The sequence below is a fragment of the Rudaeicoccus suwonensis genome (genome assembly GCF_007829035.1).
Classification (GTDB): domain Bacteria; phylum Actinomycetota; class Actinomycetes; order Actinomycetales; family Dermatophilaceae; genus Rudaeicoccus; species Rudaeicoccus suwonensis.
Map to the genome: position 1 here is coordinate 626,610 of NZ_VIVQ01000002.1, position 13,118 is coordinate 639,727.

17 protein-coding genes and 2 pseudogenes are annotated in these 13,118 nt (G+C 66.0%); 14 read left to right on the forward strand and 5 right to left on the reverse strand.

The features are described 5' to 3' along the window. Window positions 1-57: 57 nt before the first annotated feature. Window positions 58-756, reverse strand: coding sequence for a GntR family transcriptional regulator (locus tag BKA23_RS14115; protein ID WP_145229502.1), 699 nt, complete (start codon window positions 754-756; stop codon window positions 58-60). Between the two features lie 118 nt (window positions 757-874). Here BKA23_RS14115 and BKA23_RS14120 point away from each other — a divergent pair, with 118 nt between their 5' ends. The 12 genes and pseudogenes from BKA23_RS14120 (at window position 875) to BKA23_RS14170 (ending at window position 8,982) form a co-directional block, all read left to right on the forward strand. Further along, window positions 875-1,165 (forward strand): hypothetical protein, encoded by a 291-nt coding sequence (locus tag BKA23_RS14120; RefSeq protein WP_145229504.1) that lies wholly within the window; start codon window positions 875-877, stop codon window positions 1,163-1,165. After that, a complete protein-coding gene (locus BKA23_RS14125) occupies window positions 1,162-1,515 on the forward strand; it encodes a ribbon-helix-helix protein, CopG family (RefSeq protein ID WP_145229506.1) in 354 nt (117 codons plus the stop codon). The genes BKA23_RS14120 and BKA23_RS14125 overlap by 4 nt, the downstream gene beginning before the upstream one ends. Before the next feature lie 70 nt (window positions 1,516-1,585). After that, a complete protein-coding gene (locus BKA23_RS14130) occupies window positions 1,586-1,873 on the forward strand; it encodes a transposase (protein ID WP_145229508.1) in 288 nt (95 codons plus the stop codon). A gap of 56 nt (window positions 1,874-1,929) precedes the next feature. Beyond that, window positions 1,930-2,412, forward strand: a complete 483-nt coding sequence (locus BKA23_RS14135; RefSeq protein ID WP_170226549.1) for an IS3 family transposase — start codon at window positions 1,930-1,932, stop codon at window positions 2,410-2,412. A 538-nt stretch (window positions 2,413-2,950) separates the two neighbouring features. Then, on the forward strand, window positions 2,951-3,523 hold the full coding sequence (locus BKA23_RS18290; protein ID WP_484336727.1) for a hypothetical protein: 573 nt from the start codon (window positions 2,951-2,953) through the stop codon (window positions 3,521-3,523). Then, window positions 3,469-4,392, forward strand: a complete 924-nt coding sequence (locus tag BKA23_RS18295; protein WP_484336728.1) for a reverse transcriptase domain-containing protein — start codon at window positions 3,469-3,471, stop codon at window positions 4,390-4,392. Before BKA23_RS18290 ends, BKA23_RS18295 begins: the two co-directional genes overlap by 55 nt. Window positions 4,393-4,499: 107 nt before the next feature. Next, window positions 4,500-4,967, forward strand: a pseudogene (locus tag BKA23_RS14150) (IS3 family transposase); the annotation flags it as partial. A 38-nt stretch (window positions 4,968-5,005) separates the two neighbouring features. Beyond that, window positions 5,006-5,257, forward strand: a pseudogene (locus tag BKA23_RS14155) (transposase); the annotation flags it as partial. Between the two features lies 1 nt (window position 5,258). Continuing rightward, the gene (locus tag BKA23_RS14160) at window positions 5,259-5,531 is read left to right on the forward strand and encodes a hypothetical protein (RefSeq protein ID WP_145229512.1); all 273 of its coding nucleotides are present in this window, start codon (window positions 5,259-5,261) and stop codon (window positions 5,529-5,531) included. Window positions 5,532-5,819: 288 nt separating this feature from the next. After that, window positions 5,820-7,058 carry a prenyltransferase/squalene oxidase repeat-containing protein gene (locus BKA23_RS17705; RefSeq protein ID WP_170226551.1) on the forward strand — a complete coding sequence of 413 codons (1,239 nt, stop codon included), beginning with the start codon at window positions 5,820-5,822 and terminating at the stop codon, window positions 7,056-7,058. 53 nt (window positions 7,059-7,111) lie between these two features. Continuing rightward, window positions 7,112-7,903: an alpha/beta fold hydrolase gene (locus tag BKA23_RS14165; protein WP_170226554.1), complete on the forward strand. Its 792-nt coding sequence runs from the start codon at window positions 7,112-7,114 to the stop codon at window positions 7,901-7,903. Between the two features lie 104 nt (window positions 7,904-8,007). Continuing rightward, complete coding sequence (locus BKA23_RS14170; RefSeq protein WP_145229516.1) at window positions 8,008-8,982, forward strand: phosphotransferase family protein; 975 nt, start codon at window positions 8,008-8,010, stop codon at window positions 8,980-8,982. Between the two features lie 19 nt (window positions 8,983-9,001). Here the strand turns inward: BKA23_RS14170 and BKA23_RS14175 are convergent, their stop codons facing one another. Next, entirely contained in the window at window positions 9,002-9,691 is a 690-nt protein-coding gene (locus BKA23_RS14175; RefSeq protein WP_170226556.1) for an ArsR/SmtB family transcription factor, read from the reverse strand. Window positions 9,692-9,785: 94 nt separating this feature from the next. Then, entirely contained in the window at window positions 9,786-10,358 is a 573-nt protein-coding gene (locus BKA23_RS14180) for a TetR/AcrR family transcriptional regulator (protein WP_145229519.1), read from the reverse strand. A gap of 83 nt (window positions 10,359-10,441) precedes the next feature. On the opposite strand from BKA23_RS14180, the gene BKA23_RS14185 reads away from it, so the two are divergent. Next, the gene (locus tag BKA23_RS14185) at window positions 10,442-11,323 is read left to right on the forward strand and encodes an SDR family oxidoreductase (protein ID WP_145229521.1); all 882 of its coding nucleotides are present in this window, start codon (window positions 10,442-10,444) and stop codon (window positions 11,321-11,323) included. Window positions 11,324-11,381: 58 nt separating this feature from the next. Here BKA23_RS14185 and BKA23_RS14190 read toward each other — a convergent pair whose 3' ends face one another. Beyond that, on the reverse strand, window positions 11,382-11,909 hold the full coding sequence (locus BKA23_RS14190; RefSeq protein WP_145229523.1) for a nitroreductase family protein: 528 nt from the start codon (window positions 11,907-11,909) through the stop codon (window positions 11,382-11,384). Between the two features lie 213 nt (window positions 11,910-12,122). On the opposite strand from BKA23_RS14190, the gene BKA23_RS17710 reads away from it, so the two are divergent. Then, on the forward strand, window positions 12,123-12,266 hold the full coding sequence (locus tag BKA23_RS17710) for a hypothetical protein (RefSeq protein ID WP_170226558.1): 144 nt from the start codon (window positions 12,123-12,125) through the stop codon (window positions 12,264-12,266). A 124-nt stretch (window positions 12,267-12,390) separates the two neighbouring features. Here BKA23_RS17710 and BKA23_RS14195 read toward each other — a convergent pair. Next, the coding region (locus BKA23_RS14195) for a VOC family protein (RefSeq protein ID WP_342783618.1) at window positions 12,391-13,118 on the reverse strand (728 nt) is incomplete at its 5' end.

Genomic DNA, 13,118 nt, shown 5'->3' on the forward strand with positions numbered 1-13,118 from the left:
TTCGGAGATGGCGAACAAAAGAGCGACGGCCAGCCCCGCGAAACCGGCGCGGACCGCTTAAGGGCGGAGGTATTTGTGGATCTCGCTGGCCGCTTGGGTGATGTGGGCGGCGGTGTAGCTGGCTTCGCTATCGGCGATGAATTCCCCGCGGCCGCGGGGGCGTCGCAGGAACGTCACCCTCACCTGTTCCTGGCCGGTGTCATCAGTGCTGATGGTGAGCAGGATGGTGCGGTTGCGGCGGGTAAGGGTGGACAGGACGGGCTCGGGCCACGTGTCGGGTTCCGGTGGGGTGGCGCCGACATGCTCGGCCAGCCGGCGCAACGCCTGCAGAGCGGCCGACGCCCCGGGTTGATCGCTAGTCGCGATGTCCGATGGCGTCGAGGCCACTGCACCTGGGTGGTCTGCGGGGCCGGGCACGGGGGAGGTGGTCGGTGTATCGGTCGGGGCCTGGCGTTCAAGGTAGGCGATCGCGCGGTCCACGGTCGTCCGGGCCTGGTGTAAGGCGGTGAGCAGGTCGGCATGGTTAGCGCCAGCGGTGGCCGTGGCGGTGACGAAGGTGCCGTTCCCGTGGTCGGTACGCACCAACCCGTCATCGGCCAGCACTTTCAGCGCGGAACGGACTGTGTTGATGCCCGGCACGCCCAGGTCACGTTGTAGCTGCAACAGGGTCGGTAACCGGTCGCCGACCTGATACGTGCCGTCGAGGATCTGCGCGCGTAGTTGTGCGGCGATCTGCTGGTACCGGGGGACACTCATGCGATCAGTGTATTTTGTATGTCAACTACTCAGAGTATGTGACTGACTTGACATAAGGTACATTATCGGCTAACTAAAACGGCTACAGTATTGCGCTTATTTGATGTAGCATGTCAGTATGGTTCCGCAGTGGACAGACTCGGCCGACAAGCACGGCGTGGCGCGTGGTGATGCCGTTTTCGTCATCTTGAACGCGACGTATGTCGATGTGCTGGCGGACGAGCCGCAGGAGGAAGGACGCATCCGGTTGTTCATCGGTCTGCGGCACGCGCAGGCATTGCCGACCGATGAGGTCGAGGTCTTGGTGCACGAGTACCCCGACCACCCTGGACGGGAGGCTGTGATCTTCCACGTACAACCACTGAGTGCCAAGTACCGCCGTTACCGACAGGAGCACCCGAAACCATGAGCACCGAGATCGACTATGACGCCCTCGCGGCGCGCCTGACGGACCCCGACTACCCGGTGAGCAGCGCCGGGCAGGTGAAGACCGGCGATGCGGCCGCTGCCGAGGGGCGTGCGTTTCTGTTGCGCGAATACGGCTCTGAGGAAGCGATCGCCGCAGCCATGAGTGTCAGCCGCGGCCGGCCCCGCGTCGGAGACGCCAAACGTGGACCGTCAGCTACAGTTCGCGGACGGATCAGCGACACCGACTACGCCGCGTTCAAAAAGCTCGAAGAGGCCACTGGGCGGACCCAGAGTGACCTGGTGCGTGACGCGGTGCATCAACTCCTGACGCAGCACAAACTCGTCAGCTGAGCGGTGGGGTCTGCCCAGACTTTGGTTGACACCTGACCTGTGAGGATTTCCTCGCTGGAAGGATGTCACTATGCCCAAGCCCTACCCCAAGGAGTTCCGCGACGATGTCGTGGCTGTCGCTGGCAAGGGTGATGCTCCGTTGAAGCAGATCGCGAAGGACTTCGGGATCTCCGAAGGCTGCTTGTCGAACTGGATGAAGAAGGCCGACATCCAGGACGGCAACCGTCCTGGTCTGACCGAGATCGACCGGTCCGAGTTGCGTGAGGCGAACAAGCGGATCCGGCTCCTGGAGCAGGAGAACGAGGTCCTACGCCGTGCAGCGGCCTATCTATCGCAGGCGAACCTGCCGGGAAAATAGTCTTCCCGCTCGTCCGTGAGATGGCCGCGACCGGTGCCCCCGACTCAAGGGTCAGGGTGCCGGTCGCGGTGGCGTGCAGGGTGCTCGACCTCTCCACCCAGGGGTACTACAAGTGGCTCAAAGACCCAGTGTCTCAGCGTGATTGGGACGACGCGCACGTCATCGACGTGATCCACCAGATCCATCAGGACGATCCCACCCTGGGCTACCGGTTCATCGCCGACGAGCTCGCCGACGCCGGTATCGCGGCATCCGAGAACCGTGTGTGGCGATTGTGCTCGACCGCAGGCGTGTTCGCCTCCCACCACCGCCGGCGGGGCGCATCGGGCAAGCCCGGCCCCGCTGTGCACGATGACCTGCTCGCGACCGTCGGCGATCACGGCCGGGTCCGTCACGACTTCGTCGGTGCCGCACACAGGCCGAACCAGATCTGGCTGACCGACATCGAGCGCCACGAGGCGCTGCTGAACCTTGCGGTGGTGAAAGGACACCGCTGGCGGCTTGTCGCAGCGGGCCGTTTGAAGCTGAGGACAGTCTGATCCCCGGGACGGGGGTGAGGACGCAAGCAGTCCTGACAACGACGGGACGGGCCAGTACTGCCAGATGGCTCGGGTCCGGCTAGCAAGACGGAAAGGCGTACGTGAGGAACCACCGGCTGAAAGCCTCTCAAGAGAGCCACCACCTCGAACCTGGCGGATCTGGGGTGGGTTGCAGTGCGCACCCGTGCGACGACGCCGATGCTCTCGGGCATCGCTGCGCTGTCGGGCGGGGAACTTCTTTGCCGGGTGATGTCGCCGGCGGGAAGGCCACGGTGAAGGCCTGCGGCGTAGCCGTGGCGATGCTGCAGGGGCATAGGTGGGCGCCGACCCCGTCGAAGGGTTCAGTAGTGAACGTGGGAACCACCGCGGCGGTCCCCGCCCCGGACAGCCAATGGCTGGCCGCAGGGAACGCGCGTCGCCAGCGGATGCTGTCGTGGTGGGGCGGAGGACCCGTAGTAGTCCGAGGCCGGGAAAGCCGGTCACATGGCGAAGGGGTCCAGCGTGATCGCAGTACGTGCTGCCCGTCAGGAGGCCGCTGGTGAAGTCCGGCGATCCGTGGCCCGACCTCAGTGAGGCCGAGTACCGGGTACTGATGATGCAACGCAAGCTGCACCGTTGGGCGGTGGCCGAGCCTGGTCACCGCTTCGATGACCTTGCCAACCTCGTCTATGACCCGGCGTTCCTGGCCGTGGCATGGGCGAGGGTCGTGGGGAACAAGGGAGCCCGCACTGCGGGGGTCGATGGTCTGGCTCCACGTAAGGTCGGGCTCGGCGCGGCCGTGCTGCTGGAGGGTCTGCGAGCAGACCTGAAAGCAGGACGATTCGCACCGCTGCCAGTCCGGGAGAAGACGATCCCGAAGACGTCGGGCAAGGTCCGGCGACTGGGGATCCCCACCGCCAGGGACCGGGTAGTGCAGGCCGCGCTGAAACTGGTGCTCGAGCCGATCTTCGAGGCGGATTTCAAGCCATGCTCTTATGGCTTCCGTCCGAAGCGGCGGGCCCAGGACGCCATAGCCGAGATCCAGTACCTCGCGACACCGACCCGTAACTACGAGTGGTGTTCGAGGCTGATATCGCGGCGTGCTTCGACGAGATCGACCACACCGCCCTGATGGGGCGGGTACGCGATCGTGTCGGGGACAAGCGCGTGCTGGGCTGGGTGAGGGCGTTCCTGAAGGCGGGCATCCTCACCGAGGACGGCCAAGCCACAGGGACGCTCACCGGCACTCCCCAAGGCGGGATCCTCTCGCCGCTGCTGGCCAACGTCGCCCTGTCCGTGCTGGACGAGTACTTCACCGACAAATGGGTGGGGTACGGCCCGGAATGGACACGCGCCAAGTACCGCCGCCGGGGCGGCGCGGTCATGCGACTGGTCCGCTACGCGGACGACTTCGTCGTGATGATCGCCGGAACCCGCGGCGATGCCGAGGCGCTATGGGGCGAGGTCGCAGCAGTCTTGGCGCCGATGGGTCTGCGCCTATCGGTCGAGAAGACCAGAGTGGTCCACGTCGATGACGGGTTCGACTTCCTCGGCTGGCATATCCAACGCCGGTCCTGGCGTGGTCGACCCGGCAAGCAGGCGGTGTACACCTATCCATCGAAGAAGGCTCTCGCCTCGATCGTGGGCAGGGTACGCACCCTGACACGAAGAGCAGCACACCGTACCCTCGCGGACCTGCTGCGCCGGTTGCATCCGGTGCTGCGGGGCTGGTGCACATACTTTCGCCATGGCGTGTCCGCGCGCACGTTCGGCTACCTCGATCACTTCGCCTTCTGGCGGATCGTGGGCTGGCTGCGCAAACGACACGTCGGGTTGAACATGCACACCGTGGTCCGGCGCTTCCTGCCGGGCTGGCACATCAGCGCCGAGGGGATCGAGATGTTCCGACCGGAGGCGTTCCCCGTGGAGCGTTACCGTTACCGCGGCACCAAGATCCCCACCCCATGGTCGATCCCGCAGGTGGCTGCCCCGACGGCGTGAGCACGTGGAGAGCCGGATGCGGTGGAAGTCGCACGTCCGGTTCGGAGGGCGGGCCGGGGAAACTCACCAGCCGAAAGGCTGGCAGAGCGCCCCGGTCCGACCCCTACTCCGAGCACCCCACCCGCGAGGGCAAGCTCTACTTATGCGCGGTCAAGGACTGCTACTCCAACAAGATCGTCGGGTACTCCATCGACTCGCGCATGAAGTCGGGCCTCGCGGCCGCAGCGTTGCGCAACGCGATCGCGCTGCGCTCGCCCGAGAACACGATCGTGCACTCGGACAGGGGCAGCCAGTTCAGGTCGAAGAAGGTGCTCCGGCTGCTGAAAAACAACGGCCTACGCGGCTCGATGGGCCGTGTCGGGTCCAGCAGCGACAACGCCGCGATGGAGTCGTTCTTCTCGCTGCTGCAGAAGAACGTCCTGAACACCCGCCGCTGGGACACGCGGGAGGAACTACGCCTCGCGATCGTGGCCTGGATCGAAACAAAGTACAACCGCCGGCGTCGTCAGCGAGCCCTGGGCAAGCTCACCCCAGTCGAGTTTGAAATGATCTACGCGGCCGCAGACGCGGCCTGAGAACCATCAACCCCGAGTATCAACCAAACCTGGGGCAGTCCCTCGAGATCCGCCGGGTCTTGTGCTCCACCAACGGGATTGAGTCATTGAATGCTCGTTACCGGCGTGCGGTCACCACGAAGGGCCACTTCCCGACCGAACAGGCCGCGCTCAAAACCTTGTACCTGGTGACCAGGTCGCTGGACCCCAAGGGCACTGGCCAGGCACGCTGGACCATGCGGTGGAAACCAGCCCTCAACGCGTTCGCGATCACCTTCGCCGACCGCATGCCAGCAGCGGAGAACCTCTAAAATGAACAACGCCAGTTACACCGTTAACCGGACACTCCCCCACCCGGATGACGTTGGCGCCGCACAGACACTCGCTGTTCTGGTGGTCTTCTCGTTCGTGACGGGGATAGCGCGGGCGTGGGAACTGATCGGTGCGCCGGCATCGATCAGCGTCGGACACGAGAGTCTGCAGCTTCTGCGCGAAGAAGCAGCCGAACTCTCCGAGCACAACCACACGTCTCACCGGCGGCTGACCGGTGACGACGACGCTCCGGCTGCGCCTCAGGAGCCGTGATCCTGACGGGCACGACTCTGACGCGGCGGAGGGCCTAGGGCGGTACCGCATCCGGTCCTCCGGCGAGACCGGCTGCGGCTGATGCGCCAAGGCAGTACGCTTCCCGCGGATGCACCCTGCAGGGGAAGCCGGTCAAACTCCGGCGCTGACCCGCAACCGTAGATCGAGCGACCACCCAGCCGCGCGATGAGCCGGACTACCTGCGCATCCAGGTCGGTCCCGCCGCGGTCTGCGGGAGCGCATCGCATGCAGCAGACCGCGCTCCCCTGTTTCGCGGAAGGCTCATCGATGTCACCCATCACTCTCCTGCGCGCCGGTCGCACCGGCACCCTCGCGCTCGCCTGCGCCGGCATCGTGGCGGTCGCCGTCGCCGCTCCGGCGTCGGCTGCGACTCCGAACGGAACCACCGCTGCGGCATACCTCACGGGCCGGCTCGCTGCCGGCGGCGGTCATCTGTCGACGAGCGGCTACGTCGACTACGGACTCACGATCGACGCGATTCTCGCGCTCGACGCCGCCGGCACGGGACAGTCCGCCGCGAAGACTGCTGCGGCATACGTCTCGAAGAATGCGGCGCAATACAACACGTACGACTCCGACCTGTATGCCGGTGCGACCGCGAAACTCATCGTCTTCGCCGAGGCGCAGGGTCTGCCGACGAGCGGCTACATCAAGCAGTTGCTGAGCCTCGAGCAGAGCACCGGACAGTTCAAGGACAAGTCGGTGTACGGCGACTACTCCAACACGATCGGGCAGTCGCTGGCCGTGATCGGCTTCAAACGCGCCGGACAGCCGAATGCGAAGGGCGTGGCGTTCCTCGCCGCGCAGCAGTGCGGTGATGGTGGGTTCCGGATCTCGTTCACCGGCACGTGCACCAGTGACGCCGACGCGACCTCGATGGCGGTGCAGGCGCTTGCCGCTTCGGGTGGCCACGCGGCTGCTGTGACCAAGGCCGTCGACTATCTCGCCGGTCAGCAAACTGCGGCCGGTGGCGTCGTCGATGCCGCCGCCGGAAGCTCGCCCAACGCGAACTCCACCGGTCTCGCGGCTGTGGCATTCAAGCTGGCCGGGCGCACCGCCGATGCCGAGAAGGCGCGCAGCTTCGTCGCGAGCCTGCAGTACGGTTGCTCGTTCCCGGCAGCTTTGCGAGGCGGAATCGCTTACGACGCAAGTAGTTTCGCTGCCCAGAAGGCCAAGGGAGCAAGTGCGACCCCGCAGGACTCGGACACGCGGTCGACCGCTCAGGCTGCGCTCGCATACACCCAGGTGCCGTATGTCGCAATCACGGCGGGCGGCTCCGCCACCGCGCCGGCGCTGAATTGCTCGACCAGTTCACCGGCGCCGTCCACCAGCCCGACATCCGCGACCGGCAGCGGTTCCGCGTCGGCCACCACGACCGGCCCGGTTGTCGTCACCGACGGTGGCGCCGGCGGCTCGAACAACGAGGTGATTGCCGCGGCTGCCGTCATGCTCGGTGGCGCAGCGATCACCGGTGTCGGCATTCGTCGCCGGTTGCGCAACCGCTGAGCAGCGGCGGGCGTGCGCCATGCGCTGTCGGTGCCTTCGGCAATGATGGCGTCGTGGCGCACGCGTTTGCAGATGACGGAGCACGACTCTGGTTCGACGTGAGACCCGGATCCGATGATTCGCGGCGTCCCGTGGTGCTCGTGCAGGGGTTGGCGCTCGACCATCACGGGTGGGATTCCTCGATCGCTGACTTCGCCGACCGACCGGTGATCGTGTTCGACCACCGGGGCACCGGGAACAGCGACGACACGTTCCCGCAGTCGTGGTCGACGCGCGATTTCGCGCGCGACGTGATCGCGGTCCTTGATGCCGCACGAGTCGACCGGGCGCATGTCTACGGGCATTCAATGGGCGGCCGGATCGCCCAGTGGCTCGGCGCCGACCACCCCGACCGGGTCGTCTCGCTCGTGCTCGGGGCGACCACGGTCGGCGGTGATGGCAGCGTCCCGCGCTCGGCTGAGGCTAGTGCGGCGTTGGCTGCCCGCGGCTCCGCGCTGACCGCGTTGTTCTATCCGGATGCGTGGATTGCCGAACATCCGGCAGAAGCATCGAGCGTCATGCCGTCCGCAGCGTCGGCTGAAGCGATGGGACACCATCTCGCAGCGGTCGCACTGCACGACGGCCCCGCGCCATACAGCATTGGCGTCCCGACACTGGTCGTCCACGGCAGCGAGGACCAGTTGGCCGTTCCCGAGAACGCACACCTGCTCGCCGATGGCATCGAAGGTGCCGAGTTGCTCCTTCTGCCCGGTGCCCGGCACGCCTACTGGGCGGCGAATTCCGAAGTGCACCAGAAGGTTTCAGCATTCTTCGCACAGCACGACGGAGATGCCGACGACAGCTAGTTGCATGCGGGGTCATCTCAATTGAGGTCTTCCACGTGCTGGCTGACGATCTGAGAAATTCCGAGATCGCCCGGCTGCGAGGGTCATTCGCTACGGTCGAGTTGATGGACGTTTCCACGATCCCCGCCGCTCTGGGTCTGCCAGGAGACGTCATGTCTTGGGACGCAGTTGGCGGAGCGCGGTCCAACCGGCTGTTCCACGTGACCACCACTGCGGGTCAGTTCGCGGTGAAGCAACTGCTGAATCCGTGGGATGACCCTCAGTGGCTGGACTGGCTGCACGAAGCGGCCGGATTCGAGCAGGCGTGCATCGACGCCGGCGTCGCTGCTGCCGCGATCCACCTCAACCCGGAGGGTCATGTCTTCAGCCACGTCGACGATGCCTGGTTCCGCGTCCACGAGTGGGTCATCGACGGATATGCCTGTATGCCGGGTCCGGTATCGCCGGACGTCGCGCGAGCGGTCGGGCGCGAGCTTGCCGTCATACACGGCGTCGGATGGCAGCCGAGTCGTGACGACGTCTTCCCGACTGTGACGGGCGACCAAGCGAACCAGTGGCCCGAGTTGGTGCGGAGTTTGCGACGGGTAGCACCGGAGTTCGCTGCGATCGCCGACTTGGTGTCAGAACCCGTTGCCCAGATCGGGGAGTGGTTGGCCGAGCCTCGGGTCGCCGAAGCTCCGGTGATGTCCCACGGAGACCTGGATCCGAAGAACCTCGTGCTGGCCGGCCGGACGTGGCTCGTCGACTGGGATGTCGCCATGCCGTGGCGACCGGTCGATGAGGTTGCCCGCACGGCGATGAGTATGGCGAACTGGTCCGATCCGAGGATCGCCGTGGCCCTCCTGGCGAGTTACGAGGCCGAGGCCGGCATTGCCCTCACGTTCGAACGAGATTGTCTGACAATGGATCTCGCGATCGGTCTGGATTGGCTGGCCCGGTGTTTGCGGCGCGCCAGCGGGCTCGAAGCCTGCAGCCCTCGCCGAGCCCAGGAGGCTCGTGAGCAGGCGGTCGCGCAAGCGGCATCGCTTCGAGGACGCGTCGTCATCGCGGATCGCGTCGGCGAGTGGCTCGGCCGCTGATCACTCCGGCTGACGATGTTCAGCGGCTGAACATCTGCCGTTCTCCCTCGTCAGTGAGTCGAACGCTGCGTGGGTGGCTGGTGCGCACGATCCAATCGTGCGCGAGCGCGTGTGCCGTCACACGATCCATCAGCGTTCCGGCGAGATGCGGTCGACGCTCGGTCCAGTCCATGCACGGTCGGATCAGTTCGTTCCCGACGTCCGCAGTGATGTCGATGCCGCGAGCAATGAACCATTGGCATCCCTCGTGGGTGAGTTGTGACGCCTCGTCGATGAACGCACCGTCGAGCAGGTGATCTGCGAATCGAACTCCGATAGCTCCGGCCAGGTGCCGATAACAGGTGCGTCCGGCGGCGAGTTCTCGAGCGTGTCGCTGACCGCGCAGGCTCGCTACCGGTGGCCGATCCGGCGCAATGAGGCTGAGGCTCTCCAGGGCGGCCGCGACCTCCGGCCCAGCGAGGCTGACGTACGTATGACGACCCTGCCGGACTAGTCGCACCAGTCCGGCAGCGCTGAGATGACCGACGTGCTCGCTGGCGGTGCTGCGCGCGACTCCGGCATACGACGCGAGTTCGCCCACCGTCCAAGCAGTCCCTGTCAGGAGCCCCGTCAGCATCTGGGATCGAGACGTGTCGGCAAGAGCTCGACCGACGACCGACAGATCGGGGCCCGTCGTCAGACGCGGCATCGATCGATCGAGGGAGGACATGAAACCAGTCAACCGCTTCGTCGTGTCGGCTGCGGCCGAATGATCGACCGACCGAGTCATGGCTCCCACCGTCACGAGCCGGGTACGCCGGGTGTCAGCTCAACGCGTGGGTTGCGGCCTGTAGTTCGTCGAGGGCGTGCACCGCGTATGGCGCGAAAGCGTCTGTCCGATCACCGTCGGACCAGGTCGCGAAACCCTTCTTGATCGCAAGAGTTCCAAGCTCGCCGGCAAGCGCTGCCGTCATCTCCGGAACGCCTCGCTCGACCAGCGCCTGCGTCATCGCCGCAGCCATGCTCACCGACTTGAGGGCATCGCGTTCTTGTAGTTCGGCGCTGCTGGCCACCGCCGCCGCCAGCCGCGGAGCGATCTGGCGGGTGACCTCGCCAAAGGCAGTCGCGGCGTTCTCGAGGCCCGCGGCCACCGCCGCAAGAGGGCTCGCGTCTGCGGGAGCCGCACTGATCCCCTCGGCGAGCAGTGTCGACAGGGCCTCCTGGCCGGCGACGAGAAGTTCGCGCTTGTCGGGGAAGTGGCGGAAGAACGTGCTCTTGGTGACCCCCGCGCGCTCGGCGATCTCGGCGACCGTCGTCGCGTCGTAGCCCTGGTCGGCAAACAGGTCGACGGCGGCCATCACGAGGCGCTCGCGTGCGCCCGGTTCCCAGCGACCCATGAACCCAGTCTATTCGACGGGACCTTTGTCCCATCATCGTGTAGTGTGACGGGACATTAGTCTCATCACTGTAGGAGGTTGACATGCAGGTCTTTCTGACCGGCGGCACCGGTCTGATCGGAACCGCCGTCACGGCCGAATTACTCGCGCACGGGTATGACGTGGCTGCGCTCGTCCGATCGGACGCGTCGGCGCAGGTGGCTTCGAAAGCCGGAGCTGAGCCGGTGCGGGGTTCTCTGACCGATCTTGACGTCATTCGTCAGGCAGCCGGCGCCGCCGACGGCGTCATACATCTCGCATTCGGCAACGACTTCACCAGCGCCGAAGCGCTGTCGCAGAACATCGCAGAGGAAGGTGCCGCTCTCCTCGCGGTGAGTGAAGCGTTGGAGGGCAGCGGCAAGCCTCTCGTGAGCGTCTCCGGAACCCCTCGGGTCAATGGGCGACCGTCAGTCGAGTCAGACCCGATTCCGCTGGATGGACCGGTCGGCGGGCGCGCGCGTGTCGTCACCTCGGTGCTCGGGTTCGCTGACCGCGGCGTGCGCACGAGCACGGTGCGTCTGCCGCGCACGGTCCACCGTGATGGCGTGGGTGGGTTCGCGGGCATCCTGACGGGAATCGCCCGACGCACCGGTGTGTCGAGCTACCCAGGCGATGGCAGCCAGCGCTGGCCGGCTGTGCACGCGCTCGATGCTGCGACGTTGTTCCGGCTCGCTCTCGAGAAGGCCGAGGCGGGCACGAGTTGGCACGCGGTCGACGACGAGGGGGATGCCGTCGTCGACATCGCCGGCGTCATCGGTCGTCGCCTCGGCGTTCCGGTCGAATCGGCGCCGGTGGAGCAGTTCGGGGCGCTGGGCGCGATCTTCGCGGCAGACCAGCCGGCATCGAGCGAGCACACTCGGCGCGTGCTGGGTTGGGAGCCGACGCATCCGCGACTGCTCGCCGACCTGGAACTGATTGAGCCGTAAGGCTTTCCGGCATCGGCGTCGCTCTTCGACGACCTAACGATGAAGTCATCTCTCGACGTCAGTCGCGCGGCCACACGATCGTGTTGTCGCGTGAGCTGGCCCCGGGGCTGCGCTGGGCCGTCGGTGCCGCTTGGCCGACCGCGGTCATTGTCGTGATCTCCCAGTGGTCCGGAACCTCCAGCGTTGCGGTGAGCGCCTCCTTGTCGAACCCGCGGAACTGGCGGCACGCGAGACCCATGCTGTGCGCCTGGATCGTCATGTGGGCCACCGCCTGTCCCAGGTCATAGGCGGCGAATTCGCTGTATTTCCAATCAGTATCAGCGACATACAGGTGCGAGAGGTTGACCACCAGCAGGCTGGCTTGCATGGCCCACGGGCGAGAACTCCCCGCGAGGTGCGGGGTCAATTGATGCCAACGCGCGTCGCCTCGACGGGCCGCATGAAACGCCCATGGTTGCGAGTTTCCGGCTGATGGCGCCCACCGTGCGGCCTCGAGCAGCAGGTCCACCTCGCCAGCGGAGATCTCGTGCTGCATGTCGAATTCGTTTGGACTCCAACGCTGTTGGAGGACGGGGAGCAACTCCATTCCGACAACGATATGTGGTCCACGTCGTTGTGCTGCGCCATGATGCCCTCATGTCGATGGACGTCTTTGTCCAATGGTCCTATGGTGCGGACCTGCTGGCCGTCATACGTTCCGCATGACGCGCTGCGACTGGAAGCGTCAGGAGACCGGATCGGTCACATCGGAGGGCCGCGAAGCTGCGACCGCCGTGCTACGTCCGCAGATGCTCGGTTCATGTCGCTGTCGCTGGAAGCAGAGCGATCCCTGAGCCCACCCGACCTGCTCCTGATCAACAGGCCCAACGCGCCGGTGAGCAGGACGATCGCGATGACGAGCCACACCAACAGCATGATCATGTCGTTTCCCCCTCCGAAATGAGTGCCTTCTGCAATCTAGACCTTCGGGCAGCCGAAGCGGCGGGAAAACTGCGCGAGCTGTATGACGGGGCGCGTCAGGCGCGAGGCGTCGTACAGAGCGTCGTCGGTGGGTCTTGGCGGCGCGGTCAGTCGCGGTTCTGCCAGGTGCAAACGCAGACCTCGTTGCCTTCGGGATCGGTGAGGATCCAGAACGCCGGAGCGCGGTCGTCGCTGACGAGGAGGCCGCCTGCTGCGAGGGCGGCTTCGATCCGGGCGTCGGCGTCGTCGTGCGGCACCGCCAGGTCGAAGTGGATCCGATTGCGCTCGCGGCGCGGTTGATCCATCTGCTGAAACCACACAGACGGGCCCACTCCGCACGGATCCACCAGATCGGAGGCGGCGTCGACAGCGTCATACCCGAGCACCGCCTGCCAGAACGGGCGCACGCGAGGGATGTCCATCGCGTCGATCGCTATCGCGAGTGCCTGCACGGAGTGATGCGCGGGATGCGGGACGGTCTGATGGCTTGTCGCGCGGAGCGCGTGGGTGATGGCGTGTGCCAGGTCGACGTCGCGGGTGGTCACCCCGAACCGTCCGCGCGTCTCGAGGACGAGCTCGACCCGGTCGGCGCCTGCATTCACCCGCAGATGATCGTTCGCGTCGGGTCCGGCAGCATCGACGGCGAGCTGTATGACGCTGCCGGCGTCGCGCAACGAGTCAACCTGTATGGCGGTGCTGAAGTAGTAGAGCAGGTAGCGCCAGCCGATGTCCTCGACGGCAGGAGACGCTTGGCTCTCGGTCAGAATCGTGTCGGTCATGTCGCCACACCTCTCGTCGGATTGGTCGCGCAGCGTCAGGCGAGCCGAGTCAGACG

Bases quoted from the DNA above. Each gene is read 5' to 3' on its own strand.
- BKA23_RS14185 (WP_145229521.1), top strand. From the start codon at position 10,442: ATGCAGGTCTTTCTGACCGGCGGCACCGGTCTGATCGGAACCGCCGTC.
- BKA23_RS17710 (WP_170226558.1), top strand. From the start codon at position 12,123: ATGTCGCTGTCGCTGGAAGCAGAGCGATCCCTGAGCCCACCCGACCTG.
- BKA23_RS14190 (WP_145229523.1), bottom strand. From the start codon at position 11,909: ATGGAGTTGCTCCCCGTCCTCCAACAGCGTTGGAGTCCAAACGAATTC.
- BKA23_RS14170 (WP_145229516.1), top strand. From the start codon at position 8,008: ATGGACGTTTCCACGATCCCCGCCGCTCTGGGTCTGCCAGGAGACGTC.
- BKA23_RS14160 (WP_145229512.1), top strand. From the start codon at position 5,259: ATGAACAACGCCAGTTACACCGTTAACCGGACACTCCCCCACCCGGAT.
- BKA23_RS14120 (WP_145229504.1), top strand. From the start codon at position 875: ATGGTTCCGCAGTGGACAGACTCGGCCGACAAGCACGGCGTGGCGCGT.
- BKA23_RS14125 (WP_145229506.1), top strand. From the start codon at position 1,162: ATGAGCACCGAGATCGACTATGACGCCCTCGCGGCGCGCCTGACGGAC.
- BKA23_RS17705 (WP_170226551.1), top strand. From the start codon at position 5,820: ATGTCACCCATCACTCTCCTGCGCGCCGGTCGCACCGGCACCCTCGCG.
- BKA23_RS14130 (WP_145229508.1), top strand. From the start codon at position 1,586: ATGCCCAAGCCCTACCCCAAGGAGTTCCGCGACGATGTCGTGGCTGTC.
- BKA23_RS14180 (WP_145229519.1), bottom strand. From the start codon at position 10,358: ATGGGTCGCTGGGAACCGGGCGCACGCGAGCGCCTCGTGATGGCCGCC.
- BKA23_RS14175 (WP_170226556.1), bottom strand. From the start codon at position 9,691: ATGTCCTCCCTCGATCGATCGATGCCGCGTCTGACGACGGGCCCCGAT.
- BKA23_RS14115 (WP_145229502.1), bottom strand. From the start codon at position 756: ATGAGTGTCCCCCGGTACCAGCAGATCGCCGCACAACTACGCGCGCAG.